Source organism: Streptomyces fungicidicus (genome assembly GCF_003665435.1).
Taxonomy (GTDB): Bacteria; Actinomycetota; Actinomycetes; order Streptomycetales; family Streptomycetaceae; genus Streptomyces; species Streptomyces fungicidicus.
Map to the genome: position 1 here is coordinate 6,164,471 of NZ_CP023407.1, position 26,019 is coordinate 6,190,489.

General features: G+C 71.9%; 19 protein-coding genes. 15 read left to right on the forward strand and 4 right to left on the reverse strand.

The window, feature by feature from the left end; translation table 11 throughout:
• Nucleotides 1-3: 3 nt before the first annotated feature.
• Genes gatA through gatB form a run of 3 tightly spaced genes read left to right on the forward strand, consistent with a single transcriptional unit; the run spans nucleotide 4 to nucleotide 3,263 of the window.
• Nucleotides 4-1,500 (forward strand): Asp-tRNA(Asn)/Glu-tRNA(Gln) amidotransferase subunit GatA, encoded by a 1,497-nt coding sequence (gene gatA / locus CNQ36_RS27800; RefSeq protein WP_121548005.1) that lies wholly within the window; start codon nucleotides 4-6, stop codon nucleotides 1,498-1,500.
• Nucleotides 1,497-1,736 (forward strand): hypothetical protein, encoded by a 240-nt coding sequence (locus CNQ36_RS27805; protein ID WP_019329755.1) that lies wholly within the window; start codon nucleotides 1,497-1,499, stop codon nucleotides 1,734-1,736. The genes gatA and CNQ36_RS27805 overlap by 4 nt, the downstream gene beginning before the upstream one ends.
• A 15-nt stretch (nucleotides 1,737-1,751) precedes the next feature.
• Nucleotides 1,752-3,263, forward strand: coding sequence for an Asp-tRNA(Asn)/Glu-tRNA(Gln) amidotransferase subunit GatB (gene gatB / locus CNQ36_RS27810; RefSeq protein ID WP_121548006.1), 1,512 nt, complete (start codon nucleotides 1,752-1,754; stop codon nucleotides 3,261-3,263).
• A 66-nt stretch (nucleotides 3,264-3,329) separates the two neighbouring features.
• Here gatB and CNQ36_RS27815 read toward each other — a convergent pair whose 3' ends face one another.
• A complete protein-coding gene (locus CNQ36_RS27815; RefSeq protein WP_121548007.1) occupies nucleotides 3,330-4,133 on the reverse strand; it encodes an SAM-dependent methyltransferase in 804 nt (267 codons plus the stop codon).
• A 189-nt stretch (nucleotides 4,134-4,322) separates the two neighbouring features.
• On the opposite strand from CNQ36_RS27815, the gene CNQ36_RS27820 reads away from it, so the two are divergent.
• The 6 genes from CNQ36_RS27820 (at nucleotide 4,323) to CNQ36_RS27850 (ending at nucleotide 12,059) form a co-directional block, all read left to right on the forward strand.
• The gene (locus tag CNQ36_RS27820; protein WP_121548008.1) at nucleotides 4,323-4,646 is read left to right on the forward strand and encodes a hypothetical protein; all 324 of its coding nucleotides are present in this window, start codon (nucleotides 4,323-4,325) and stop codon (nucleotides 4,644-4,646) included.
• 170 nt (nucleotides 4,647-4,816) lie between these two features.
• Entirely contained in the window at nucleotides 4,817-7,063 is a 2,247-nt protein-coding gene (locus tag CNQ36_RS27825; RefSeq protein ID WP_121548009.1) for an MMPL family transporter, read from the forward strand.
• Nucleotides 7,041-7,601, forward strand: a complete 561-nt coding sequence (locus tag CNQ36_RS27830) for a GNAT family N-acetyltransferase (RefSeq protein ID WP_121548010.1) — start codon at nucleotides 7,041-7,043, stop codon at nucleotides 7,599-7,601. The genes CNQ36_RS27825 and CNQ36_RS27830 overlap by 23 nt, the downstream gene beginning before the upstream one ends.
• Nucleotides 7,602-7,636: 35 nt before the next feature.
• Nucleotides 7,637-8,212, forward strand: coding sequence for a hypothetical protein (locus CNQ36_RS27835; RefSeq protein ID WP_121548011.1), 576 nt, complete (start codon nucleotides 7,637-7,639; stop codon nucleotides 8,210-8,212).
• Nucleotides 8,213-8,758: 546 nt separating this feature from the next.
• Nucleotides 8,759-11,821, forward strand: coding sequence for a helix-turn-helix transcriptional regulator (locus CNQ36_RS27845; protein ID WP_163013382.1), 3,063 nt, complete (start codon nucleotides 8,759-8,761; stop codon nucleotides 11,819-11,821).
• 28 nt (nucleotides 11,822-11,849) lie between these two features.
• Nucleotides 11,850-12,059: a DUF6191 domain-containing protein gene (locus CNQ36_RS27850; protein ID WP_004925078.1), complete on the forward strand. Its 210-nt coding sequence runs from the start codon at nucleotides 11,850-11,852 to the stop codon at nucleotides 12,057-12,059.
• On the opposite strand, the gene CNQ36_RS27855 is transcribed toward CNQ36_RS27850, so the two are convergent.
• Nucleotides 12,056-13,219: a PQQ-dependent sugar dehydrogenase gene (locus CNQ36_RS27855; protein WP_228313094.1), complete on the reverse strand. Its 1,164-nt coding sequence runs from the start codon at nucleotides 13,217-13,219 to the stop codon at nucleotides 12,056-12,058. The genes CNQ36_RS27850 and CNQ36_RS27855 overlap by 4 nt on opposite strands.
• A 98-nt stretch (nucleotides 13,220-13,317) precedes the next feature.
• Entirely contained in the window at nucleotides 13,318-14,316 is a 999-nt protein-coding gene (locus CNQ36_RS27860) for an aldo/keto reductase (RefSeq protein ID WP_121548015.1), read from the reverse strand.
• A 75-nt stretch (nucleotides 14,317-14,391) separates the two neighbouring features.
• On the opposite strand from CNQ36_RS27860, the gene CNQ36_RS27865 reads away from it, so the two are divergent.
• From CNQ36_RS27865 to serA, 6 genes are all read left to right on the forward strand, one after another.
• Nucleotides 14,392-15,345: a 2-hydroxyacid dehydrogenase gene (locus tag CNQ36_RS27865; RefSeq protein ID WP_004925071.1), complete on the forward strand. Its 954-nt coding sequence runs from the start codon at nucleotides 14,392-14,394 to the stop codon at nucleotides 15,343-15,345.
• Between the two features lie 412 nt (nucleotides 15,346-15,757).
• The gene (locus tag CNQ36_RS27870; RefSeq protein WP_163013383.1) at nucleotides 15,758-18,754 is read left to right on the forward strand and encodes a putative bifunctional diguanylate cyclase/phosphodiesterase; all 2,997 of its coding nucleotides are present in this window, start codon (nucleotides 15,758-15,760) and stop codon (nucleotides 18,752-18,754) included.
• A 230-nt stretch (nucleotides 18,755-18,984) separates the two neighbouring features.
• A complete protein-coding gene (locus tag CNQ36_RS27875; RefSeq protein ID WP_176118367.1) occupies nucleotides 18,985-20,835 on the forward strand; it encodes an acetolactate synthase large subunit in 1,851 nt (616 codons plus the stop codon).
• Between the two features lie 21 nt (nucleotides 20,836-20,856).
• Entirely contained in the window at nucleotides 20,857-21,381 is a 525-nt protein-coding gene (gene ilvN, locus CNQ36_RS27880) for an acetolactate synthase small subunit (RefSeq protein ID WP_004925060.1), read from the forward strand.
• Between the two features lie 117 nt (nucleotides 21,382-21,498).
• Nucleotides 21,499-22,497 carry a ketol-acid reductoisomerase gene (ilvC, locus tag CNQ36_RS27885; RefSeq protein ID WP_004925056.1) on the forward strand — a complete coding sequence of 333 codons (999 nt, stop codon included), beginning with the start codon at nucleotides 21,499-21,501 and terminating at the stop codon, nucleotides 22,495-22,497.
• A 274-nt stretch (nucleotides 22,498-22,771) separates the two neighbouring features.
• Nucleotides 22,772-24,361, forward strand: coding sequence for a phosphoglycerate dehydrogenase (serA, locus tag CNQ36_RS27890; protein ID WP_004925052.1), 1,590 nt, complete (start codon nucleotides 22,772-22,774; stop codon nucleotides 24,359-24,361).
• A 33-nt stretch (nucleotides 24,362-24,394) separates the two neighbouring features.
• Here the strand turns inward: serA and CNQ36_RS27895 are convergent, their stop codons facing one another.
• The gene (locus tag CNQ36_RS27895) at nucleotides 24,395-25,942 is read right to left on the reverse strand and encodes an MFS transporter (RefSeq protein WP_206278520.1); all 1,548 of its coding nucleotides are present in this window, start codon (nucleotides 25,940-25,942) and stop codon (nucleotides 24,395-24,397) included.
• Nucleotides 25,943-26,019 lie beyond the last annotated feature (77 nt).

The following is a 26,019-nucleotide window of genomic DNA, read 5'->3' on the forward strand; positions in this document are numbered from 1 at the left end:
GCCATGAGCGATCAGATCATCAGGCTCACCGCCGCCGAGACCGCGGCGAAGATCGCCTCCGGCGAGCTCACCGCCGTCGAGGTCACCGAGGCGCACCTGGCCCGGATCGAGGCCGTCGACGAGAAGGTCCACGCCTTCCTGCACGTCGACCGCGAGGGCGCCCTGGCGCAGGCGCGCGCCGTCGACGAGAAGCGGGCCCGGGGCGAGAAGCTCGGCCCGCTGGCCGGCGTGCCGCTGGCGCTGAAGGACATCTTCACCACCGAGGGCATCCCGACCACCGTCGGTTCCAAGATCCTCGAGGGCTGGATCCCGCCGTACGACGCGACGCTCACCAAGCGGCTCAAGGCCGCCGACGTCGTCATCCTCGGCAAGACCAACATGGACGAGTTCGCCATGGGGTCCAGCACCGAGAACAGCGCCTACGGCCCGACCGGCAACCCCTGGGACCTGACCAGGATCCCCGGCGGCTCGGGCGGCGGTTCGTCCGCCGCGCTCGCCTCCTTCCAGGCGCCGCTCGCCATCGGCACCGACACCGGCGGCTCCATCCGCCAGCCGGCCGCCGTCACCGGCACCGTCGGCGTGAAGCCGACGTACGGCTCGGTGTCGCGCTACGGCATGGTGGCGTTCTCCTCCTCCCTCGACCAGGGCGGCCCCTGCGCCCGTACGGTCCTGGACGCGGCCCTGCTGCACGAGGTGATCGCCGGGCACGACCCGATGGACTCCACCTCCATCGACGCCCCGGTCCCCGCAGTCGTCGAGGCCGCCCGCAACGGCTCGGTGACCGGCATGCGCGTCGGTGTCGTCAAGCAGTTCCGCGGCGAGGGCTACCAGTCCGGCGTCATCCAGCGGTTCGACGAGTCCGTCGCGCTGCTGAAGGAGCTGGGCGCCGAGATCGTCGAGCTGGACTGCCCGTCCTTCGACCTCGCGCTGTCGGCGTACTACCTGATCGCGCCGTCCGAGTGCTCCTCCAACCTCGCCCGCTTCGACGGCCTGCGCTACGGGCTGCGGACCGGCGACGACGGCTCGCACTCCGCCGAGGAGGTCACCTCGCTGACCCGTGAGGCCGGCTTCGGCCCCGAGGTCAAGCGGCGCATCATGCTCGGCACGTACGCCCTGTCGAGCGGTTACTACGACGCGTACTACGGCAGCGCCCAGAAGGTCCGCACCCTCATCAAGCAGGAGTTCGAGCGGGCCTTCGAGCAGGTCGACGTGATCGTCTCCCCGACGACCCCGACCACCGCCTTCCCGATCGGCGAGCGCGCCGACGACCCGATGGCGATGTACCTGGCCGACCTGTGCACCATCCCCACCAACCTGGCGGGCAACGCGGCCATGTCGCTGCCCTGCGGCCTCGCCCCCGAGGACAACCTGCCGGTGGGTCTGCAGATCATCGCCCCCGCCATGAAGGACGACCGGCTCTACAAGGTCGGAGCGGCCGTCGAGGCCGCCTTCGTGGAAAAGTGGGGCCACCCGCTGATCGAGGAGGCACCGTCACTGTGAGCGCACTGTCCAAGGCCAAGGGCTTCAAGAAGTCCAAGTCCGGTCTGTACGTCTCCATGGCCACCTCGGCGTTCGGCGCCGTCGGGGTCTACAAGCAGATCAAGAAGGCGCGTGGCGACAACGACACGCTGCGGCTGCTCGACGCCGTCGTGACCGGAGCCGCGGTCGTCACCAACCTCGCCATCCTCTACCGCGAGCTGAAGCGCCTCGGCGACGACGACGTCCTGCTGGGCTGAGAGGGAAGTTACACCGTGACCATCACGACCGACCTGGTGTCGTACGAGGACGCGCTGGCGTCGTACGACCCCGTCATGGGCCTCGAGGTCCATGTCGAACTCGGCACCCGGACCAAGATGTTCTGCGGCTGTTCGACCGCACTGGGCGCCGACCCCAACACCCAGACCTGTCCCGTCTGCCTCGGCATGCCCGGCGCGCTCCCGGTCGTCAACGCGACCGGCGTCGAGTCCGCGATCAGGATCGGCCTCGCGCTGAACTGCGAGATCGCCGAGTGGTGCCGCTTCGCCCGGAAGAACTACTTCTATCCGGACATGCCGAAGAACTTCCAGACCTCCCAGTACGACGAGCCGATCGCCTTCGACGGCTACCTCGACGTGCAGCTGGAGGACGGCGAGACCTTCCGCGTGGAGATCGAGCGCGCCCACATGGAGGAGGACACCGGCAAGTCCACGCACGTGGGCGGCGCCACCGGCCGTATCCACGGCGCGTCCCACTCCCTGCTGGACTACAACCGCGCCGGCATCCCGCTCATCGAGATCGTCACCAAGCCCATCGTGGGCGCCGGTGAGCGTGCTCCCGAGGTCGCGCGGGCGTACGTCCGTGAGCTGCGTGAGCTCATCCGGGCGCTCGGCGTGTCCGAGGCCCGCATGGAGATGGGCCAGATGCGCTGCGACGTCAACCTGTCGCTGATGCCGAAGGGCGCCGACAAGTTCGGCACCCGCTCCGAGACGAAGAACGTGAACTCGCTGCGGTCCGTCGAGCGGGCGGCGCGCTTCGAGATCCAGCGGCACGCGGCCGTCCTCGGCGGCGGCGGCACGATCGTCCAGGAGACCCGGCACTTCCACGAGGACACCGGGTCCACGACCTCGGGCCGCGTGAAGGAGGAGGCCGAGGACTACCGGTACTTCCCGGAGCCCGACCTGGTGCCCGTCGCCCCGGCCCGCGAGTGGGTGGAGGAGATCCGCGGCACGCTGCCCGAGCTGCCGCTGGTGCGCCGCAGCCGGCTCCGCGAGGAGTGGGGGATCTCCGGCACCGACATGCAGGCCATCCTCAACGCCGGCGCGCTGGACCCGATCGTCGCCACCATCGACGCCGGGGCCGACGCGGCCTCCGCCCGCAAGTGGTGGATGGGCGAGCTGGCCCGCAGCGCCAACGAGTCCGGCAAGGCGCTCGACGAGCTGGCGATCACGCCGGTCCAGGTCGCCCGGCTCACCGAGCTGGTGAACGCCGGCGACCTGAACGACAAGCTGGCCCGCCAGGTCATCGAGGGGGTCCTCGCCGGTGAGGGCACCCCCGACGAGGTGGTCGACAAGCGCGGCCTGAAGGTCGTCTCCGACGAGGGCGCCCTGGGCACCGCCGTCGACGAGGCCATCGCCGGCAACCCGGGCATCGCGGACAAGATCCGCGGTGGCAAGGTGGCCGCGGCCGGCGCCCTGGTCGGCGCCGTCATGAAGGCCACGCGCGGGCAGGCGGACGCGGCCCGGGTGAAGGAACTGATCCTGGAGCGGCTGGGCGTCGAGGGCTGACCGTCACCGACCGTGAGAGGGGGCGCGCCGGGTCCGGCGCGCCCCCTCTTTCCTGCGGTCACGCGGTCAGGGGCGGCGGCCCACCACGCGTGCGAAGCCCAGCGTGCGGCCGCGGTCGGCGCGGAGCATCTTCGCGCTCTCCCCGCTCATCCGCACATGGAGCTCCTCCGTGCTGTGCTCGGCGACGACGTCGCACCAGAGCAGCCACTCCCGCCAGCCGTCCTCCAGCCAGTCGGCCGTCCCGACCTCGACGGCCCCGCTGCGGGTCCAGTGGCGGCGCCACCAGCCGGGGGTGTGGAAGCACCAGAACGCGGGGTCCCAGTAGGGCTTCAGATGCTCCGGCGGCTCGCTGCCCTCGATCTCCTCGGTCAGCGAGGGGACGACGACGCCGATCCGTCCGCCGGGCTTCAGCAGCCGCGTCAGCGTCGGCAGGTACAGATCGTCGGTGCCGAAGTACTGGTACGCGTCGACGGAGACGATCGCGTCGAAGCTCTCCTCCCCGAAGGGCAGGTCGTGCGCCTCCGCGTGGACCGGCAGCACCCGGTCGGCGACGCCCGCCTCGGCGACGCGGCGCGCGTTGTCGTCCGGCCTGATCCACAGGTCGGCCGCGGTGACCTGGACGTCGTACTCCTTGGCCAGGAAGACCGACGTCATGGCGCGTCCGCAGCCCAGGTCGAGCACCCGGGCGCCGGGGCGCAGGGTGTCGAGGCCGAGGGCGGGGGCGAGCCACTCCAGCAGCCACAGCGCGTGCGGGCCCATCTGGTTGTCGACGGCCCAGCGGGCGTCGTAGGCGGCGCTGCGGGGGTAGCGGGGCAGGGTGATGCGGCCGGTCAGGTCGTCATGCGGGGTGTTCGGTGTGATGTCCGACATCGGTGAACGGGCTCCTTGAGGCCGTGAAGAGGGAAGAAGGGGTCGCGTCGGAGACCGGACGGACAAGCATCAAAGCACCTGCTTCGGACGGCGGCGGCTGCCGCGGGACGTCGGACCGATGGACGTTAGCAGCCCGCCTCCACCCCCGGCATCCGGATTTCCCGGACCGGCGCGCTACGCTCCCGCGCCATGAGTGGACGCACCGATTCCGACGAGCCGCCCCCGGAGGTCCGGGCGGACGACGCCGAAGCGGATGACGAGGCCCCGCCGCCGGCGCGGCGGGCCCGCTGGACCTCCGCCGGCGCCGGAACCGTGCTCGCCCTCACGGGTCTGGCCGCCGCGCTGCTCCGGCTCGCCGATTCCGCTCCGGCCCTCGTCCCGGTCGCCTACGCGTGCGGTGCCGCCGTCTGCGCCCTCGCCGCGGTCCTCGGCTCCCGCGGACGGACCCGCAGGGCGCTGTGGCTGCTGATCGCGGGGCTCATGGTCATGGCGCTGGGGGACCACTTCGACTGAGCGGCGCCGCCGTCCGCGGCGATGTGAATAAGCACACGAAAGCGACAAACGATCATTCTTGCCTGCAAGAGTGGGCGGTGCATTGCTCATGCGTTCTTTGCGGGCTGTTCGGTTCACGCTCGACTGTTCCCGGTCAAAGATCCACACCGAGTCATCACGGGAGCACATTCGTGGCAGCCCTCGCACGCTGGTGTGTCCAACGCCGTCTGATCACCGTCCTGCTCTGGTTCCTCGCCCTCGGCGGGGTCTCCGCGGGCGCCTTCGCCGCCGGCTCCGCCTACTCCAACGACTACAAGGTGCCCGGCACCGAGTCGGGGCGGGCCACCCAGCTGCTGAAGGAGGGCTTCCCGGATCTCGGCGGCGACAGCGACACCGTGGTCTGGCACACCCCGTCCGGCAGCGTGCGGGACCCCGGCGTCGAGCAGACCATGACCCGCACCCTGGACCGGATCGACGAACTGCCCGGCGTGACCGCCGTGAGCGGCCCGTACGACGGCCAGGGCGCCGGCCGGATCAGCGCTGACGGCCACACCGCGTACGCCACCGTCACCTTCGCCGACCAGTCCAAGGACATCGACGCGGGCGAGGCCGCCACCGTGGTGAAGACGGCCAAGGCCGCGGAAACCGACGGACTGAGCGTCGAGCTGAGCGGCAGCGCCGTCGAACTCAGCGAGTCCGCCGGCGGGCACACGGCCGAGATCGTCGGTGTGCTGGTCGCCGCCCTCGTGCTGTTCCTCGCCTTCGGCTCCCTCGCCGCCTCCCTGCTGCCCATCGCCACCGCCCTGGTCAGCGTCGGCACCGCCTACGCCGGGATCGTGCTGCTCGGGCACGTCATGACCGTCGCCGACTTCGCTCCCATGCTCGGCATGCTGATCGGGCTCGGCGTCGGCATCGACTACGCGCTGTTCATCGTGACCCGGCACCGCCGCGGGCTGAAACGCGGGCTCACCGTCACCGAGGCGGCCACCAACGCCGTCGCCACCACCGGACGGGCCGTCGTCTTCGCGGGTGCGACCGTGTGCATAGCCCTGCTGGGCATGCTGATCCTCCGGCTGAACTTCCTCAACGGCGTCGCCATCGCCGCCTCGCTCACCGTCGTACTGACCGTCGCCGCCTCCGTCACCCTGCTGCCGGCCCTGCTGTCGTTCATCGGCATGCGCGCGCTGAGCCGCCGGGAGCGGCGCCGGCTGGCGGAGCACGGGCCCGAGCCCGAGGTACCGACCGGGTTCGCCGCCCGCTGGTCGGCGTTCGTGGAGCGCCACCCCAAGCTGCTCGGCGCCGTCGCGCTCGTCGTCATGGCCGTGCTCGCGCTGCCCACCCTCTCGCTGCACCTGGGCACCTCCGACCAGGGCAACGACCCCAAGGGCTCCACCACCCGCCAGGCCTACGACCTCCTCGCCGACGGCTTCGGCCCCGGCGTGAACGGCCCGCTCACCCTCGTCACCGGCGTCGACGGCGCCGAGGACCGGCTCGCCCTGGACAACCTCGACACCACGCTGCGCCAGACGGAGGGCGTCGCGTCCGTCTCCCCGGTGACCTACGGCCACGGCGGCGACACCGCGTACCTCACCGTCATACCCGAGTCGTCCCCGCAGTCGAAGCAGACCAGCGACCTGGTCGACCGGCTCCGCGACGACGTGCTGCCGCGGGCCGAGTCGGGCACCGCGCTCGATCTGCAGGTCGGCGGCGTGACGGCCGGCTACGACGACTTCGCCGACGTCATCGTCGACAAGCTGCCCCTCTTCGTCGGCGTGGTGATCGGCCTCGGCTGTCTGCTGCTCCTGCTTGCCTTCCGCTCGATCGCCATCCCCCTCAAGGCCGCCGCGATGAACGTGGCCGCCGTCGCCGCCGCCTTCGGCGTCGTCGTCGCGATCTTCCAGTGGGGCTGGGGCAGCGAACTGCTCGGGCTCGGCAGCGCGGGCCCCATCGAACCCTTCCTGCCCGTGATCATGGTGTCGGTCCTCTTCGGCCTCTCCATGGACTACCAGGTCTTCCTGGTGAGCCGGATGTACGAGGAGTGGCTGGAGACCGGCGACAACCGGCGGGCCGTCCGCGTCGGCCTCGCGGAGACCGGCCGGGTGATCAACTCCGCCGCCGTGATCATGATCTCGGTCTTCCTGGCCTTCGTCCTCAGCGGCGACCGGGTGATCGCCATGTTCGGCATCGCGCTCGCCGCGGCCGTCGCCCTGGACGCCTTCGTGCTGCGCACCCTGCTGGTCCCCGCCCTCATGCACCTCCTCGGCGGCGCCAACTGGTGGCTGCCCCGCTCGCTGGACCGGATCCTGCCCCGGATCAGCATCGAACCGCCCGAGGCCCGGGCCACCCATGAGAGGCTGGCCGCCGCCACGGACGCCGGAGTGGCGGACATGCTGGCCGAGGAGGAACGACAGCGGGATGTACGCGATACGACTGGGTGACGACGGAGCCGAGCTGCGCCCCCTGGAGCCATGGCACGCCGAGGAGTTCCTCGCGCATCTGGACCGGGGCCGGGAGTTCATCAACCAGTACATTCCCTTCGGCTCCAAGGCCACCGACCTCGCCGGCGCCCGTGAGGTGCTCCAGCGGTACGCGGGCTGGCGCGCCGAGGACACCGCCTCGCTGCACGGGCTGTGGCTGGACGGCATGCTCGTCGGCGGTGTGCTCACCCTCCACTTCGACGCCGGCAACGGCACCTGCGAGGTCGGCTGCTGGCTGGAGCCCGCCGCGACCGGGCGGGGGCTCGTCACCCGCGCGATGCGGGTGCTCATCGACTGGGCGGTCGAGCAGCGCGGCATCCACCGGGTCGAATGGGTCGCTGCGGCGGGCAACGTGCCGAGCGTCAACACCGCCCGCCGGCTCGGCATGACCCGGGACGGCGTCCGCCGCGCCGCCCACCTCCACCACGGCGTGCGGCACGACCTGGAGGTGTGGTCGGTGCTGGCCCCGGAGTGGCGGGCCGCGCACAACGATCATTAAGCGGACTCTCAGACAGCGTCCGTACGGTGCGGGGCATGGGAACCAAGACAGTGGACGAGACCGGAGCCGGGACCGAGCACGACGAGACGGCAGTGGACGCCACTGAACCGGACGGCGCCACGGACGAGGCGCAGGACCAGGACGCACCCGGGACCGACGCCGACGCGTCCGCGGCCGACGGGTCCGCGGCCGTCGAGGACGAGGAGCGGGGCCCGTCCGGTGTCGGACAGGGCGCCGCCGCCGTCGTCTCCGCGGCGCTCGGCCTCGTCTCGCTCACCGGCAGCTGGCTGGGCACGGTCGCCGCCGCGCGGGAGACCCTCGTGGGCCAGCTGGAGACGGCCGCGGACGCCGGTGTCGCCACCCAGGTCAAGGAGATCTACGGCGACGCCTGGAACACCAGCGCGGTGTGGGGCGGCATGTTCGCGCTGACCGCGCTGATCGTGGGCGTGGCGGTGCTGGCGAGGCCCGCGTTCGGGACGCCCGGGCGGACGGTGCAGGCGCCCTGGATCAAGTCGGTCGCCTGGGCCGGCGTCTCGCTCGGTGTGATCGGACTGCTGCTGGCGGTCCTCAAGTACACCGACGTACTCCTGGGCCTGCCCGCCACCGGCTGAGCCCGGTCTAAGTACCTTCTAAGGCCCCGGGCCGGCGACAAGATACGGAACCCTCCCGATGTGGCGGATCCCCCTGGGAGACGAAGGTGGAGGCATCGCAGAAAGCGGTGACCGACACCGACTCCTCCAGGGGGACCGCACCATGTTCGAGTACGCACTCCACCGGCTCCGCCACGACGACCTCGTCCGCCGCGCCGAACAGGACCGCCTGGCCCGGGAGGTGCTACGCCTCCGCCGAGCCGCCCGCCACCAACCCCCCACCAACCCCGAACCCCCTGACCCCCAAACCAACTTCACCCGAGCCGCCTGACCCCCACCTTTTCCGCCAACCGCGCCGCCCCCCGCTCTCCGCTCTCCGCGGGCAGTCGTGCCGCAGGGCGATGGGGGTACCTCCCGCTCGAGCGAAGTCGAGAGTGGGGGAGGGTGGGCGCGACGGCACCCCGCAAGCGCCGGGCTGCGCAACCCCACCCCCGGCCCACCCCCCACCGGGCACCTGAAACACCCCGGGGCGAAAAAACCGGTGACCCCATGTCGGAAGGGCATGCAATGCTCACTGACGTGGAGACCAAGTCCGTCAGTCCCGTGTTCGTGGGCCGCAGCACAGAGCTCGCCACACTCCGCACCGCCCTCACCCGAGCCACCACCGACCCCCAGGCACTCCTGATCGGCGGCGAGGCCGGCGTCGGCAAGACCCGCCTGGTGGAGGAGTTCGCCGCCGCGGCCCGCCGCCGCGGCGCCGTCGTCGCGCCGGGCGGCTGCGTGGAGATCGGCGCCGACGGACTCCCCTTCGCCCCCTTCTCCACCGCCCTGCGCCGGCTCCGCCGCGAACTGCCCGACCAGTTCGCCGCCGCCGCCTCCGGCCAGGAGGAGGAACTCGCCCGCCTGCTGCCCGAACTCGGCGCCGCCGCCGCCCGCGAGGCCCGCCGCGACGAACAGGGCATGGCCCGCCTCTTCGAGCTCACCGCCCGCCTGCTGGAACGCGTCGCCGCCGAACAGACCGTCGTCCTGGTCCTGGAGGACCTGCACTGGGCGGACGCCTCCACCCGCCACCTGCTCGCCTATCTGTTCCGCACCCTGCGCACCGGCCGCCTCGTCGTCCTCGCCACCTACCGCTCCGACGACATCCACCGCCGCCACCCGCTGCGCCCCCTGCTCGCCGAACTCGACCGGCTCCGCACCGTCCAGCGCGTCGAACTCGGCCGCTTCAACCGCGAGGAGGTCCACCGGCAGATCGCCGGCATCCTCGCCCGCGAACCCGAGCCCGACCGCGTCGACGACATCTTCGAACGCTCCGACGGCAACGCCTTCTTCGTCGAGGAACTCGCCGTCGCCGCCGACGAGGGCTGCTGCACCGGCCTCACCGACTCCCTGCGCGATCTCCTCCTGGTCCGCGTCGAGGGCCTGCCGGAGAGCGCCCAGCGGGTCGCCCGGATCGTTGCCGAGGGCGGCTCCACCGTCGAGGACCGGCTGCTCGCCGCCGTCGCCCGGCTCAGCGAGGACGACCTCATCGAGGCCCTGCGCGCCGGCGTCAACGCCAGCATCCTCGCCCCCGCACCGGACCGCGACGGCTACCGCTTCCGCCACTCCCTGGTCCGCGAGGCCGTCAGCGACGACCTGCTGCCCGGCGAACGCTCCCGTCTCAACCGCCGCTACGCCGAGGCACTGGAGGCCGACCCCACCCTCATCCCCGCCGACGAGCGGGTGACCCGCCTGGCCAGCTACTGGTACCACGCACATGACGCCGCCAAGGCCCTGCCCGCCGTGCTCGACGCCTCCGTCGAGGCCCGCCGGCGCCACGCGTACTCCGAGCAACTGCGGCTGCTGGAGCGGGCGATGGAACTGTGGGACGTCGTCCCCGAGACCGTACGCGCCACCCTGCGCCCCGTGGACTACGCCGAGGTCTACCCTCCCTGCGGCTGCACCCCCGAACAGGCGCCGCTGCGCTACCTCGACCTGATGGCCGAGGCCGCCGTCGCCGGCCGGCTCTGCGGCGAACGCGAACGCTCCATGAAGATCACCAAGCGGGCGCTGCGCCTCCTCGACGAGGAGCCCGACCCGCTGCGCGCCGCCTGGTTCTGGGTGCAGCGCTCCCGGCTCACCCAGTCCCTCGCCCGCGGCGACGGCTGGGCCGAACTCGGCACCGCCCAGGAGCTGGTGCGCGGCCTGCCCCCCTCCGAGGTGCACGCCGAGGTGCTCGCCTCCGCCGCCAGCTGGTCGATGCTCCACGAACCCGGCCCGGAGGCCATGGCCGCGGCCGAACGCGCCGTCGAGTACGCCCGCATGGTCGGCTGCCACGACATCGAGCTCAACGCCCGGCTCACCCTCGGCGGACTCATGGTCGACGCGGGCGACATCGACACCGGACTCGCCGAGATGTACGACGTCAAGGAGCGGGCGACCGAACTGGGCGTGGACATGGTGGTGGGCCGGGCCCATGTGAACCTGCCGTCCGTCCTCGAAGGCGTCGGCCGCTCCGAGGAGGCCGCGGGACTCCTGCGGGACGGCGTCGACGTCACCCGCAGGCTGGGGCTGCTGGACTCCGAGGGCTGGGTGTGGGGCAACCTCGCCGAGTCCCTGCACTCCCTCGGCCGCTGGGACGAGGCCGCCCGGGCCGCGCACCACGCCCAGCGGAGCGAGCACAGCGCCAAGCCCCGGGCCGGCGGCTCGATGCGCCTGGCGTACCTCGCGTACGACCGCGGGGACATGGCCGAGGCGGCACGCCGTCTCGCCGAAGCCCGCACTTTCTTCGGCACCCACGACCCGATGCCGCAGTACGCCCTGCCGATGAGATGGGTCGCCGTCGGTGTGGCCGCCGCCGAGGGCCGCCTCCCCGACGCCCGGGCCGAACTGCTGACCGCCCTGGACACCGGACTTCCGCCCGGCACCCAGCGCTACGGCTGGCCCCTGCTGCTGGCCGCCACGACCGCCGAGGCGGACGCCCTCGGGGACCCGGCGACCGACCCCGGCCGCCCGGAGGTCCTCGAACGGATCCGCAAGGCGGCCAAGACCCTGGCGGCCGGCGTCCCCGTGTGGCGCGCGTACGACCTGTGGCTGCGCGCCGAACTGCTGCGCGCCGAGGGGAGGTCCGCGCCGGACGAATGGTCCGCGGCCGTCGCCGCGGTCGAGGCGCTGGAGCGGCCCTACGACCTCGCGCGCGTCCGTTTCCGGCTGGCCGAGGCGCTGCTGGCGTCCGGCGCCGGGGACGACGAGCGGGCCCGTGCCACGGAGCTGCTGCGGCTGGTGACCGCCGTCGCCGACCACCTCGGCGCCGCGCCGCTCGCCCGGTCCGCCGCGGCGCTGGCGCAGCGCGCCCGCCTCGCCCTGATCCCGGCCACCCGGGAACCGGCAGCCGCCTGCGCCGACCCGGCCGACGCGCTCGGCCTCACCAGCCGGGAGCGCGACGTCCTGCGTCTGGTGGCCGCCGGCCACACCAACCGCCGTATCGCCGAGGAACTGTTCATCTCCCCGAAGACGGCCAGCGTCCATGTCTCCAACATCCTCGCCAAGCTGGGAGTCTCCGGCCGCGGGGAGGCCGCGGCGGTGGCCCACCGGGTCGGCCTCGTCCCGGCGGAGGCCGGAAACCGGCTCGGGGCGGGACAATCGAGGTGAGACGCCTGCGGCCCTGGAAAGGGGAGCGATGTTCAACGCCTTCGAGGAACTGTTCGCCCCCGGACGCAAACACACCCATGACGAGCAGAAACGCCTGGCCCTGACCCGGGAGGACGTCGGAGACGCCGACCCCGGACGCGGGCCCATAGACCTCGCGTCCGGAAAGGTCACCGTCCGCCGGCCGGCACCCGCCGGGGAGGAACCCGACGAGGCCGAGGAGGACCCGCGCGCCGGCTAGCTCACCTCCAGCTCCAGGATCCGGTCGTCCCCCTTCTTCGGGTTGCCGCGCCCGTCCGTGTTGCTGGTGACCAGCCACAGCTTGTCACCGCCCGCGGCGGCCACCGTGCGCAGCCGCCCGTACTCGCCCTCCAGGAACGCCTGCGGATCCGCCGACGCCTCCGTGCCCTTCAGCGGGACGCGCCACAGCCGCTCGCCGCGCAGTCCCGCCATCCAGATCGAGCCCTCGGCGTACGCGATGCCGCTGGGGGAGGCCTCGTCCGTGCTCCACTGCTCGACCGGATTCTTGAAGGCGCTGTCGTCCGACCTGCCCTCCGCCTCCGGCCAGCCGTAGTTGGCACCCGGCTCGATCGCGTTCAGCTCGTCCCAGGTGTTCTGGCCGAACTCCGAGGCGAACAGCCGCTGCTTGCCGTCCCAGGCCAGCCCCTGCACATTGCGGTGGCCGTACGAGTACACCGCGGAGCCGGGGAACGGGTTGCCCGGAGCCGGTTCGCCGTCCGGCGTCAGCCGCAGGATCTTGCCGCCCAGGGACTCCTTGTCCTGGGAGAGCCCCGTGTCGCCGCTCTCGCCCGTCCCCGCGTACAGCATCCTGTCGGGGCCGAAGGCGATCCGGCCGCCATTGTGGATCATGCCCTTGGGGATGCCCCGGAAGACCGTGTCCGGCGCGCCCAGCTGCTGCCCGGCCGGCTTCCGCTCGTCGTAGATCATGCGGACGACGCGGTTGTCGGAGGCCGAGGTGAAGTAGGCGTAGATCATGTGGTCCGAGGCGTACTCGGGGGAGAGGACGATGCCGAGCAGGCCGCCCTCGCCGGCCGGTGACACCCCGGGCACCTCGCCCAGCTCGGTCTTTCTGCCGGTCTTCCCGTCGACGCGGGTGATCGTGGCCTCGTCCCGCGAGGAGACCAGCAGGTCGCCGTCCGTGAGCGGGGCCAGCCCCCAGGGACTGTTCAGGCCGGTGGCCACCGTGCGGACCACCTTCACCGAGCCCTTCGCGGGCGGCGTCTGCTCCGCGGCCCCCGTCGGCGGCGAACTCGCCGCCGTGCCGCTGGGGGAGGCGCTGGTGTCCCCGCCGCCGGCTGTTCCTCCGTCGCCGGAGGAACAGCCGGCGGTCAGCAGGAGCGCGGCGGCGGCCAGTACGGCCGTCACGGCTCGTCGTTGCACGATCTTGATCCCTTCGACGGCGGTGGGTCCTACCTGTCATACACCGCTCGCGCCGCCAGGGTTCCCGGTCCCGCGTCCCCGAACCGCGGCCGGCGGGCTCAGTCCCACGACCCCTGGGCCGCGGGCAGCCGCGCGAGCTCCTCGAGATCGTGTTCCGTCAGGCGCAGGTCCACCGCGGCGGCGTTCTCCGACACCCACCGCTCCCGCTTGGCGCCGGGGACCGGGATCACCTGCCGGCCACGGCTCAGCACCCAGGCCAGGGCCACCTGCGCCGGGGTGACGTGCTCACCGTGCCGGCGGGCCACCCGGCGCAGCCCGACCACGAGCGGCTGGTTCGCCGCCATCATCTCGGCCGTGAAGCGGGGGTGCCGGGCACGCAGGTCGTCCGCCTCGAAGCCCCCTCCGGGCGTCAGCGTCCCGGACAGGAAGCCGTTGCCCAGCGGCATCGCCGCGAGGAAGCCGACACCCCGGGACTCGCACCACGGCAGCAGCGTCTCCAGCGCCTCCGGCGACCACACCGACAGCTCCGCCTCCACCGCGCTCACCGGGAAGACCTGCTGCACCCGCTCCAGCTGCCGGACCGTCGCGTCGTGCAGCCGCGCCCCCGGACGCCGGGCCGAGCGCGCACCCACCGCGCACAGCCCCAACGCCCGTACCTTTCCCGCCTGTACCAGCTCCGCCATCGCACCCCAGGTCTCCTCCACCGGGACCTCCGGGTCGGCGCGGTGCAACTGGTAGAGGTCGATCACGTCCGTCTGCAGCCGGCGCAGCGAGGCGTCGCAGGCCCTTCTCACGTACCCGGGGCGCCCGTTGGCCACGATGTGCTGGTCGCCCACGAGCAGCCCGACCTTCGTGGAGACGAAGGCCTCGGAGCGCCGCTCCTTCAACACCCGCCCCAGCAGCAGTTCGTTGGTGAACGGGCCGTACATGTCGGCGGTGTCGAGGAGTGTCGAGCCCAGATCCAGCGCCCGGTGCACCGCCCTGAGCGACTCCTCGCCGCGCTGCCGGGACGTGCTGTACGCCCAGCTCATCGGCATGCACCCGAGTCCGACGGCCCCCACCGCGAGCGCCCCCGCGCCGATCGTCCTGCGCTCCACCTGGTCGTGACCCTCCCTCTCCGGCCCCCCAACCTAACCTCTGGCGTCCCGGGCCTCTGAACTAGCCTCCGGACCATGACTGCTGCTGACGTATGGCTTCCCATTCCGCCGGACGAGATCGAGGGGCTCCCCGAAGGGCCGCGCTACCGCTTCTGGGACGGTGCCGAGGAATTCCCCGCCGACCCGGCCGACTGCGCCTTCTACGTCGTGCCCTACATGCGGCCCGCCGGGATCGGTGTGCGGCCGCTGCCGCTGATGCGCTCCGTCCGTGTCGTGCAGACCCTGTCGGCCGGCACCGACCACGTGGAGCCGGGTCTGAAGCACCTGCCCCCGGGCGTGAGCCTGTGCAACGCGCGCGGTGTGCACGAGGCCAGCACCGCCGAACTCACGCTCGCGCTGATCCTGGCGTCGCTGCGAGGCATCCCCGACTTCGTGCGGGCCCAGGACAAGGGGGAGTGGCGCGGCGGCTTCCGGCCCGCGCTCGCCGACAAGAACGTGCTCATCGTCGGCTACGGATCGATCGGGGCGGCCATCGAGGACCGGCTCGCTCCGTTCGAGCTCGCGCGGGTGGCGCGCGTCGCGCGCTCCGCACGCACCACGGAGCGCGGGCCGGTGCACCCGCTCACCGATCTGCCCGCCCTGCTCCCGGAGGCGGACGTGGTCGTCCTCTCCACCCCGCTGACCGAGACCACCCGGCACCTCGTGGACGCCGGTTTCCTGGCCCGGATGAAGGACGGCGCCCTGCTGGTGAACGTCGCCCGCGGCGGTGTCGTGGACACCAAGGCGCTGCTCACCGAGCTGGAGAGCGGCCGGGTCACCGCCGCCCTCGACGTGACGGACCCCGAACCGCTGCCGTCGGACCACCCCCTGTGGCGGGCGCCCGGCGTCCTCATCAGTCCGCACGTCGGCGGACCGACCTCCGCCTTCCGCCCCCGCGCCGAGCGGCTGCTCGTCAATCAGTTGCGCCGGTACCTGAACCACGAGGAGCTCGGGAACGTGATCCTGGTGACGGGAGCGGAAGCCTCGTAGTCCGCTTCGAGTACCGCCCGCGATCTCCCGGGCGCGGTGCGTACGCATACGTCGTTGTTCGTTACGGAGCGTAGAGAACCTATGTCCCTGAGTGACGACACTGGTGTATCGTCCCGACAGGGGCCGCGCCGCTGACCAACGGCGCGGGGGCAGGAAACTGCGGACAGTGAGGGGGGCGACGGACGATGCACGGCCCATGGACGAGCGATCCGACGCGGCGGAGCCGCCGGCGACGACCGTGGCGCGCTGCCGCGCGCGGCCGCGGTCACCACGGCGGCCACCACATCCGGCACCGCGGCCATCACGACGGTCCCGGCCGCCACCGCCACCGGCACCGCGGCCGGGGAAGGCACGCCCCCCTGGCGCACCGGGGGCCGAGGGACCCGGGAGCGGAGCGGGCCGGGAGGTACCGGTGAGCGCGCCGACCCCCGTCTCCACCCTCGACGGAGCGCTGCGGCAGCAGCCCGCGCCGACGGTGCTGCTGCCCGGCGCGGTGGCCCCCGGCCGCCGGCCCGGCCCGGTCGCCCAACTGGTGCTGGCCCTGGTCTGCGCGGCCTACGCCGTCGGCGCCGCGTTCGACTGGGGCTCGGAGCGACTGGCGCTGATCATGGGCGACTTCGGACTCAGCGCCGCCGCCGGCGTCGCCGCCGTCTCCTGTTTCGTCTACGCACGCAGTCCCCTCACCCGGTTCCGGCCCGCCTGGCTGCTCTTCGGCCTCTCCTCGGCCATGGCCTCCCTGGGCAACCTGGTCTGGGGGTGGTACGAGGTCGTCCTCGGGCTTCCCGTGCCCAACCCCAGTTACGCGGACCTGTTCTTCCTGTGCTTCGCGCCGCCCGCCATCGTGGGACTGCTGGTGCTCGCCAAACGGCCGGCGAACAGGGCCGGCTGGGTCTGCCTCGCCCTGGACGCCTGGCTGATCGGCGGCTCCCTGCTCACCCTCGCGTGGAGCCTCGCGCTCGCGCAGGCCGCGCGGGCCGAGGGCCCGGGCGTCGCGCACACCGCGCTGTCACTGGCGTACCCGCTGCTCGACATCGCCCTGGTCAGCATGGTGCTCGCGCTGCACTTCCGGCGCTCGGCGGTGAACCGGTCCGCGGTCAACACCGCGATCGGCGCGCTCGCGCTGACCGTGATGTGCGACGCCCTCTTCACCTCCCCGCTGCTGCACAGCAGTTACCGCTCGGGCCAGCTGCTGGACGCGGGCTGGTTCGCCGGTTCCCTGCTCCTGGCGTACGCGCCCTGGACCGCGCCCCGTGACGGCCGGCCCGAGCGGGAGGGCCATACCCGCGTGGTCCGCGAGCACCTGCCCGGACGGCGCGTCCCGCCGGATCCCCGGCACGGTCCGGCGCCGGCCGGCGGAGAGGGCCGCTACCCGGTCTCCCGGCCCCTCACCGGTTCCCTCGCCGCGCTCACGCCCTACCTGGCGGCGGCCGTGTGCACCCTGGGAATCCTCTACAACGTCCTCAGCGGCCGCAGCGTCGACCGGGTCGTGCTGCTCACCGGGGGCACCGTGGTCCTCGCGCTCGTGGTGCGCCAGGGGATCATGCTGCTCGACAACATCACCCTCACCCAGGAACTGGCCCAGAAGGAGAACCACTTCCGCTCCCTGGTGCAGGGCTCGAGCGACGTCATCATGATCGCCGCGCCCAGCGGCATCCTCCGCTACGTCTCCCCGGCCGCCGCCGGGGTGTACGGCCGGCCCGCGGAGGAACTGGTGGGGACGGAGCTGGCCGGTCTCATCCACCCGGAGGACCTGGGCCGCGTCGTGCACGAGGTGCGCCGCTTCCTCGCCGCCAGCCCGGTCGAGGAGCCCACGACCCGCATCGAGTGCCGCTTCCGCTCCGGGGACGGGGGAGGCTGGCTCAACGTCGAGTCGACCGTCAACCGGCACCACGGCGGCCTGATCTTCAACAGCCGGGACGTGACCGAGAGGGTGCGGCTCCAGGCGCAGCTCCAGCACAACGCGGAACACGACCCGCTCACCGACCTGCCCAACCGCGCCCTGTTCACCCGGCGCGTCCAGCAGGCCCTTTCCGGCCGCCGCGCCTCGGACCGCGGGGCCGCCCTGCGGGGCACGGCCGTGCTCTTCATCGACCTCGACGGCTTCAAGGGCGTCAACGACACGATCGGGCACCAGGCAGGGGACGAACTGCTCGTCCAGGCCGCCCGCCGGCTCCAGGACGCCGTCCGCAAGGGGGACACCGCGTCCCGGCTGGGCGGCGACGAGTTCGCGGCCCTGATCACCGGGGACGGGGTCCGTGACCGGGACGCCCGCGAGCGGCACATCCTGGAGCTCGCCAACCGTCTCAGAGCCACCCTCTCCCAGCCCTACCTCATCGACGGCAACGATGTCCGGGTCAACGCCTCCATCGGCGTCGCCTTCGCCGAACCCGGGCTCGGCGCCGGTGAGCTGCTGCGCAACGCCGACCTCGCCATGTACCGGGCCAAGGCGGCCGGCAAGGGCCGCGTGGAGCTGTACAAGCCGCAGATGCAGCAGGACGTGGTGCGCAGGGCGGAGCTCGCCACCCGGCTGCGCGCGGCGCTGCACCACGGCGAGTTCGCCCTGCTGCACCAGCCGGTGGTGTGCCTGGCGGACGGCCGGATCACCTCTGTCTGCGCCCAGGCCCGCTGGCGCTCCTCGCAGGGGGTGCTCTTCACCCCCGAGGAGTTCCTGCGTGTGGCCGAGGGCGGGGAGAAGACCGCCGAGCTGGGCCGCTGGGTGCTGGAGGAGGCCGTCGAGCAGGCCGCCGAACGGCACGCGACCGGTCTGCCGGTGCCCGTGGCCGTCCGGCTGAGCGCGCACCGGCTGCTGGACCGGTCACTGCCGCTGGGCTCGGTCGAGGCCCTGCTTACCCGGCACGGGCTGCCGTCCGGGTCGCTGGTCGTCGAGCTGGCCGACACCGATCCCCGGGTGTCGCTCGACGAGCTGGAGCGCCGGCTGGCCGTGCTCAAGCGGCTCGGTGTCCGGATCGCGCTCGACGGCTTCGGCAGCGGACCCGCGGCGATCACCGCGCTGAGACGGCTCCCCGTCGACGTGCTGAAGCTCGACCGCAGCCTGGTGGACGGCGTGGTGGAGTCCGCGCGGCTGCACAAGATCACCAGCGGGCTGCTGCGGATCGCCTCCGACCTCGGGATGCAGTCCGTGGCCGGCGGAGTGGACCTCCCCGAGCAGGTCGCGGTGCTGCGCGCGATGGGCTGCACGCACGGGCAGGGCAAGGCCTTCTCCGGAGCGCTGGACGAGTACCGGCTGCGCAGGGCGCTGGCCGCCGGGCACTACCCGGTGCCCTCGAGCCCGGCCGAACCGGTGTTCGTCGGCGGAGGGTCCGGGGTGTACTCCACCGGGGTGACCGCCGTGCTCCAGGCCGGTACGGCCCTGCGCTCACATAATGAGACTCCCGTCCCACCCACTTGACACTGGGTGCACGCCGGGTGGAGGGTCAGTGCCATGCGCACCCGAATTCTCGTACTTGGAAAGCGCGTCGGCTGACGCTGAGCCTCCACCGCTCAGCGACCACCACCCGGCGCGCTCCCCTCGCTTGCCTTATGGCACGAGGGGTTTTTTGTTGCACAGGCACCTGCCGAGCAGCACGCCCAACCCGTACAAACTTCGCAAAAACCCTCAGCATCGAGAAGAGAATGCCGATGACCGAGCAGGCCACCGGGGCCCATCATCCGCAGCCGCGGCCCCGATCCGGAGGACAGTCCGCCCCCGTCGAGCACGTCACGGGCGCACAGTCCCTCATCCGCTCTCTCGAGGAGGTCGGCGCCGACACGGTATTCGGCATTCCCGGCGGTGCGATCCTTCCCGCCTACGACCCGCTGATGGACTCGACCCGGGTGCGCCACGTCCTGGTCCGTCACGAGCAGGGCGCCGGCCACGCGGCCACCGGTTACGCGCAGGCCACCGGCAGGGTGGGCGTCTGCATGGCGACCTCGGGCCCCGGCGCCACCAACCTGGTCACCCCGATCGCCGACGCGCACATGGACTCCGTGCCCATGGTCGCGATCACCGGTCAGGTCGCCTCCAAGGCGATCGGCACGGACGCCTTCCAGGAGGCGGACATCGTCGGCATCACCATGCCGATCACCAAGCACAACTTCCTGGTCACCAAGGCCGAGGACATCCCGCGGGTGATCGCCCAGGCGTTCCACATCGCCTCCACCGGCCGCCCCGGCCCGGTGCTGGTCGACATCGCCAAGGACGCCCTCCAGGCGAAGACCACCTTCTCCTGGCCGCCCACCATGGACCTGCCCGGCTACCGGCCCGTCACCAAGCCGCACGCCAAGCAGATCCGTGAGGCCGCCAAGCTGATCACCGCCGCGAGGCGGCCGGTCCTCTACGTCGGCGGCGGCGTCATCAAGGCGCGCGCCACCGCCGAGCTGAAGGTCCTCGCGGAACTCACCGGAGCTCCCGTCACCACCACCCTGATGGGACTCGGCGCATTCCCCGACAGCCACGAGCTGCACGTGGGGATGCCGGGCATGCACGGTGCGGTCACCGCCGTCACCGCGCTGCAGAAGGCCGACCTGATCGTCGCCCTCGGAGCCCGTTTCGACGACCGCGTCACCGGCAAGCTGGACAGCTTCGCCCCGTACGCCAAGATCGTCCACGCCGACATCGACCCGGCGGAGATCGGCAAGAACCGCGCCGCCGACGTGCCGATCGTCGGTGACGCCCGCGAGGTCCTCGCCGACATCGTCCAGGCCGTCCAGAAGGAGCACGCCGAGGGCCACCGGGGCGACTACACCGCCTGGTGGAAGGACCTGAACCGCTGGCGCGAGACCTACCCGCTCGGCTACGACCAGCCCGCCGACGGCTCGCTCTCCCCGCAGCAGGTCATCGAGCGCATCGGACAGCTGGCGCCGGAGGGCACGGTCTTCGCCGCGGGCGTCGGCCAGCACCAGATGTGGGCCGCGCACTTCATCGCCTACGACAAGCCCGCCACCTGGCTGAACTCCGGCGGCGCCGGAACCATGGGCTACGCGGTCCCGGCCGCCATGGGAGCCAAGGCCGGCGTCCCCGACCGCGCCGTCTGGGCGATCGACGGCGACGGCTGCTTCCAGATGACCAACCAGGAACTCACGACCTGCGCCCTGAACAACATCCCGATCAAGGTCGCCATCATCAACAACGGCGCCCTCGGGATGGTCCGCCAGTGGCAGACCCTGTTCTACAACCAGCGGTACTCCAACACCGTGCTGCACTCCGGCCCCGGAGCCGGGACCGGTGAGAAGAGCGCGGGGACGAGGGTCCCCGACTTCGTGAAGCTGTCGGAGGCCATGGGCTGCCACGCCATCCGCTGCGAGGACCCCGCCGACCTCGACAAGGTCATCGAGGAGGCCAACTCCATCAACGACCGCCCGGTCGTCGTGGACTTCATCGTCCACGAGGACGCGATGGTGTGGCCGATGGTCGCCGCCGGCACCTCCAACGACGAGATCATGGCCGCCCGGGACGTCCGCCCCGACTTCGGCGACAACGAAGACGACTGAGAGCCGTAAAGGAAGCAGAACATGTCCAAGCACACGCTCTCCGTCCTGGTGGAGAACACCCCCGGCATCCTGGCCCGGATCGCCGCCCTGTTCTCCCGCCGCGGCTTCAACATCGACTCCCTCGCCGTCGGCGTCACCGAGCACGCCGACATCTCCCGCATCACCATCGTGGTGAGCGTCGAGGAGTTCCCGCTGGAGCAGGTCACCAAGCAGCTCAACAAGCTCGTCAACGTGCTGAAGATCGTCGAGCTCGAACCCGGGCAGGCGGTCCAGCGCGAACTCGTTCTGGTGAAGGTGCGCGCCGACAACGAGACGCGTTCCCAGATCGTCGAGATCGTCCAGCTGTTCCGGGCCAAGACCGTGGACGTCTCCCCGGAGGCCGTGACCATCGAGGCCACCGGCAGCAGCGACAAGCTGTCCGCGATGCTCAAGATGCTGGAGCCGTTCGGCATCAAGGAGCTCGTCCAGTCCGGCACGATCGCCATCGGGCGCGGCGCCCGTTCCATCACGGACCGGTCGCTGCGCGCCCTGGACCGGTCGGCGTAGGACACGGAGGGGGCGGCCGGGGACGACCCGGCCGCCCGTATTCCGAGACCGAGAAACTTCCCTTCCCCTCACCGGCATACGGTGGGACGCAACACCTGCACACAAGGAGAGAACCCAGTGGCCGAGCTGTTCTACGACGCCGACGCCGACCTGTCCATCATCCAGGGCCGCAAGGTCGCGGTCATCGGTTACGGCAGCCAGGGCCACGCCCACGCCCTGTCGCTCCGTGACTCGGGTGTCGACGTCCGCGTCGGTCTGCACGAGGGCTCCAAGTCCAAGGCCAAGGCCGAGGAGCAGGGCCTGCGCGTGGTGAGCCCGTCCGAGGCCGCCGCCGAGGCCGACGTCATCATGATCCTGGTCCCGGACCCGATCCAGGCCCAGGTCTACGAGGAGCACATCAAGGACAACCTGAAGGACGGCGACGCCCTGTTCTTCGGCCACGGCCTGAACATCCGCTACGGCTTCATCAAGCCCCCGGCCGGCGTGGACGTCTGCATGGTCGCCCCGAAGGGCCCGGGCCACCTGGTGCGCCGTCAGTACGAGGAGGGCCGCGGCGTCCCCTGCATCGCGGCCGTCGAGCAGGACTCCACGGGCAACGGCTTCGCGCTGGCCCTGTCGTACGCCAAGGGCATCGGCGGCACCCGCGCCGGCGTCATCAAGACGACCTTCACCGAGGAGACCGAGACCGACCTCTTCGGTGAGCAGGCCGTCCTCTGCGGTGGCACCGCGGCGCTGGTCAAGGCCGGCTTCGAGACGCTGACCGAGGCGGGCTACCAGCCGGAGATCGCCTACTTCGAGTGCCTGCACGAGCTGAAGCTGATCGTGGACCTCATGTACGAGGGCGGCCTGGAGAAGATGCGCTGGTCGATCTCCGAGACCGCCGAGTGGGGCGACTACGTCACCGGTCCGCGGATCATCACCGACGCCACCAAGGCCGAGATGAAGAAGGTTCTCGCCGAGATCCAGGACGGCACGTTCGCCAAGAACTGGATGGACGAGTACCACGGCGGTCTGAAGAAGTACAACGAGTACAAGAAGCAGGACTCCGAGCACCTGCTGGAGACCACCGGCAAGGAGCTGCGCAAGCTCATGAGCTGGGTCGACGAGGAGGCGTGAGCCCCGTGCCCCGCGACGGCGCCGCCCGTGACGGGCGCCGTCGCGGGGCTCCGCCCGGACCCCGCCGGAGGCGTCGCCTCCGGCGGCCGGCCCCGTACGGCCACTTCCGGGTGATCATTCCGCAGAGGCGCAAGACGACCCGCCACGCGCCACTAGACTGCTGCCCAACAAACGCGTCAGGCCCACAGTGTCGTGCGTCTTCCACGCGGCTAGCACTTCTTCACCGCCTGCGGCCGTCGGGACGGCCGTCCGCATTGGACTTGTGAGGACTCACGTGAGCTCGAAACCCGTCGTACTCATCGCTGAAGAGCTGTCGCCCGCCACCGTCGACGCCCTCGGCCCGGACTTCGAGATCCGGCACTGCAACGGCGCGGACCGCGCCGAGCTGCTCCCGGCCATCGCCGAGGTGGACGCGATCCTGGTCCGCTCGGCCACCAAGGTCGACGCCGAGGCGATCGCCGCCGCGAAGAAGCTCAAGGTCGTCGCCCGCGCCGGCGTCGGCCTCGACAACGTCGACGTCTCCGCCGCCACCAAGGCCGGCGTGATGGTCGTCAACGCCCCCACCTCGAACATCGTGACCGCCGCCGAACTCGCCTGCGGTCTGATCGTCGCCACCGCGCGCAACATCCCGCAGGCCAACGCCGCGCTGAAGAACGGCGAGTGGAAGCGGAGCAAGTACACGGGCGTCGAACTCGCCGAGAAGACCCTCGGCGTCGTGGGCCTGGGCCGCATCGGCGCCCTCGTCGCGCAGCGCATGTCCGCCTTCGGCATGAAGGTCGTCGCCTACGACCCCTATGTACAGCCCGCGCGGGCCGCGCAGATGGGCGTCAAGGTGCTGTCGCTGGACGAGCTGCTCGAGGTCTCCGACTTCATCACCGTCCACCTGCCGAAGACCCCCGAGACCCTCGGTCTGATCGGCGACGAGGCGCTGCGCAAGGTGAAGCCGGGCGTGCGCGTCATCAACGCCGCGCGCGGCGGCATCGTCGACGAGGAGGCGCTGTACTCGGCGCTCAAGGAGGGCCGCGTCGCCGGCGCCGGGCTCGACGTGTACGCGAAGGAGCCCTGCACCGACTCCCCGCTCTTCGAGTTCGACCAGGTCGTCTGCACCCCGCACCTCGGCGCCTCCACCGACGAGGCCCAGGAGAAGGCCGGTATCGCCGTCGCCCGCTCGGTCCGTCTCGCCCTCGCCGGTGAGCTGGTCCCGGACGCGGTGAACGTGCAGGGCGGAGTCATCGCCGAGGACGTCAAGCCGGGCCTGCCGCTCGCCGAGCGCCTCGGCCGGATCTTCACCGCGCTCGCCGGCGAGGTCGCGGTGCGCCTCGACGTCGAGGTGTACGGCGAGATCACCCAGCACGACGTGAAGGTGCTGGAGCTCTCCGCGCTCAAGGGCGTGTTCGAGGACGTCGTCGCCGAGACGGTGTCCTACGTGAACGCCCCGCTGTTCGCCCAGGAGCGCGGTGTCGAGGTCCGGCTGACCACCAGCTCGGAGTCGGCCGACCACCGCAACGTCGTCACCGTGCGCGGCACGCTGTCCGGCGGCGAGGAGATCTCGGTCTCCGGCACGCTGGCCGGCCCCAAGCACGTCCAGAAGATCGTCGCGATCGGCGAGTACGACGTGGACCTCGCGCTCGCCGACCACATGGTCGTGCTGCGCTACGAGGACCGTCCGGGCGTCGTCGGCACCGTGGGCCGCGTCCTCGGTGAGGCGGGCATCAACATCGCCGGCATGCAGGTCGCCCGTGCGACCGTCGGTGGCGAGGCGCTCGCCGTGCTGACGGTCGACGACACGGTGTCCGCCGGGGTGATCGGTGAGCTCGCCGAGGAGATCGGGGCGACGTCGGCGCGCTCGGTCAACCTGGTCTGAGAGTGCCGGGGGCGCCGCCCCCGGACTCCGGTCTCACACGCCGGACGGGCTGAGCGCGTCAGCCCGTCCGGCGTTTTCCGTGGGCGCCTCCGGACGGATCCTGATGTGCCGCAGGCCCATCGCGGCCAGTCCGCCCGCCCCGAGCAGCACCACCGCCCCCGCGACCGCGGCGCCCTGCATCCCGCTGGTGAACGCCTCCCGTGCCGCAGCCGCCAGGGCGTCTCCCGCGCGCCCCGGCAGTTCGGCGGCGACGGTCAGCGCACCGCCCAGGGTCTCCCGGGCCGCCGCGGGCGCCGCGTCCGGCATCTGGTGGCGGTAGACGGCCGTGCCGATGGAGCCGAGGGCGGCCATGCCCAGGGCGCCGCCGAACTCCGTGCCGGTCTCAAGGAGGGAGGACGCCGAGCCCGCCTGCTCGACCGGCGCCGAGCTCAGCGCCAGGTCGGTCAGCAGGGACATCACGATCACGATGCCCGAGGCCATCACCCCGCACGCGGCCAGCACCGGCCACAGCGAGTCCGTACCGGCCAGGGCCAGCAGTCCGTAGCCGCACGCCGCGATGACGAAGCCGGCCGTCACCACGTAGGCGCGCTCGGCGCCCCGCTGGACCAGCAGGGCGGCGGCCGGGGCGGCGGCGCCTATGAGCACCGAGGGCAGCAGGCTCCACAGCGCGGCCTCCAGCGCGCTCTTGCCGAGCACGGACTGCAGGTACTGGGTGGTGAAGAAGGCCGAGCCCATCATCCCGAACGCCGAAACGGTGTTGAGGACGAGCGCCGGGCTGAAGCCGTGCCCGCGGAAGAGGGCGGGCGGGATCATCGGCGAGGCCGTGGTGCGCTGCCGGTGCACGAACAGCGCCGCGAACAGCAGACCGACGGTGATCGCCATGACGTACCTGACGTTCCACCCCTCGGAGGGCAGTTCCTTCAGGCCGTAGACCACGGGCAGGACGGCCGCCATCGACAGCGGGACGCTCAGCAGGTCGAAGCGGCCGGGGGAGGGGTTCTTCGACTCGGGGAGCAGTACCGGGCCGAGTACCAGCAGCAGGACCATCGCGGGCAGGTTCACCAGGAAGACCGAGCCCCACCAGAAGTGCTCGACGAGGACGCCGCTCATCACCGAGCCGAGCGCGATACCGGCCGTCATCACGCCGGACCACAGGCCGATCGCCTTGGCCCGCTGGGCGGGGTCGGTGAACATCGTGCGGACCAGCGCCATCGTCGACGGCATCAGCGTCGCGCCGCCGACACCGAGGACCGCGCGGGCCGCGATCAGGGTCTCGGCGCTGTGGGCGTAGGCCGCCAGCAGCGAGGCGGCGCCGAAGGCGGCCGCGCCGACGAGGAGCAGCCTGCGGCGGCCGACGCGGTCGCCCACCGCGCCCATCGTCATCAGCAGGCCGGCCAGCACGAAGCCGTAGATGTCGAAGATCCACAGCTGCTGGGTGCCGCTCGGTTCCAGGTCCGCGCTGATCTCGGGGATCGCGAAGTAGAGCACCGAGACGTCCATCGAGACCAGCAGCAGCGGAAGCATCAGCACGCTCAGCGCGGTCCATTCCCGACGGCCGGCGCGGGGTGGGTTCATTGTCATGCCGGAGACTGTACGCACGTCTTATACGGTTGTCTAGAACGCTTGTATAATACGAGCGTATGGACGGGCGGGTAGGG

Excerpts from the sequence above, each read along its gene's own strand:
- ilvN (WP_004925060.1), top strand. The coding sequence starts at position 20,857 with ATGTCCAAGCACACGCTCTCCGTCCTGGTGGAGAACACCCCCGGCATC.
- CNQ36_RS27895 (WP_206278520.1), bottom strand. The coding sequence starts at position 25,942 with ATGACAATGAACCCACCCCGCGCCGGCCGTCGGGAATGGACCGCGCTG.
- CNQ36_RS27845 (WP_163013382.1), top strand. The coding sequence starts at position 8,759 with ATGCTCACTGACGTGGAGACCAAGTCCGTCAGTCCCGTGTTCGTGGGC.
- CNQ36_RS27820 (WP_121548008.1), top strand. The coding sequence starts at position 4,323 with ATGAGTGGACGCACCGATTCCGACGAGCCGCCCCCGGAGGTCCGGGCG.
- gatA (WP_121548005.1), top strand. The coding sequence starts at position 4 with ATGAGCGATCAGATCATCAGGCTCACCGCCGCCGAGACCGCGGCGAAG.
- CNQ36_RS27815 (WP_121548007.1), bottom strand. The coding sequence starts at position 4,133 with ATGTCGGACATCACACCGAACACCCCGCATGACGACCTGACCGGCCGC.
- CNQ36_RS27835 (WP_121548011.1), top strand. The coding sequence starts at position 7,637 with ATGGGAACCAAGACAGTGGACGAGACCGGAGCCGGGACCGAGCACGAC.
- CNQ36_RS27875 (WP_176118367.1), top strand. The coding sequence starts at position 18,985 with ATGACCGAGCAGGCCACCGGGGCCCATCATCCGCAGCCGCGGCCCCGA.
- CNQ36_RS27850 (WP_004925078.1), top strand. The coding sequence starts at position 11,850 with ATGTTCAACGCCTTCGAGGAACTGTTCGCCCCCGGACGCAAACACACC.
- CNQ36_RS27830 (WP_121548010.1), top strand. The coding sequence starts at position 7,041 with ATGTACGCGATACGACTGGGTGACGACGGAGCCGAGCTGCGCCCCCTG.
- CNQ36_RS27865 (WP_004925071.1), top strand. The coding sequence starts at position 14,392 with ATGACTGCTGCTGACGTATGGCTTCCCATTCCGCCGGACGAGATCGAG.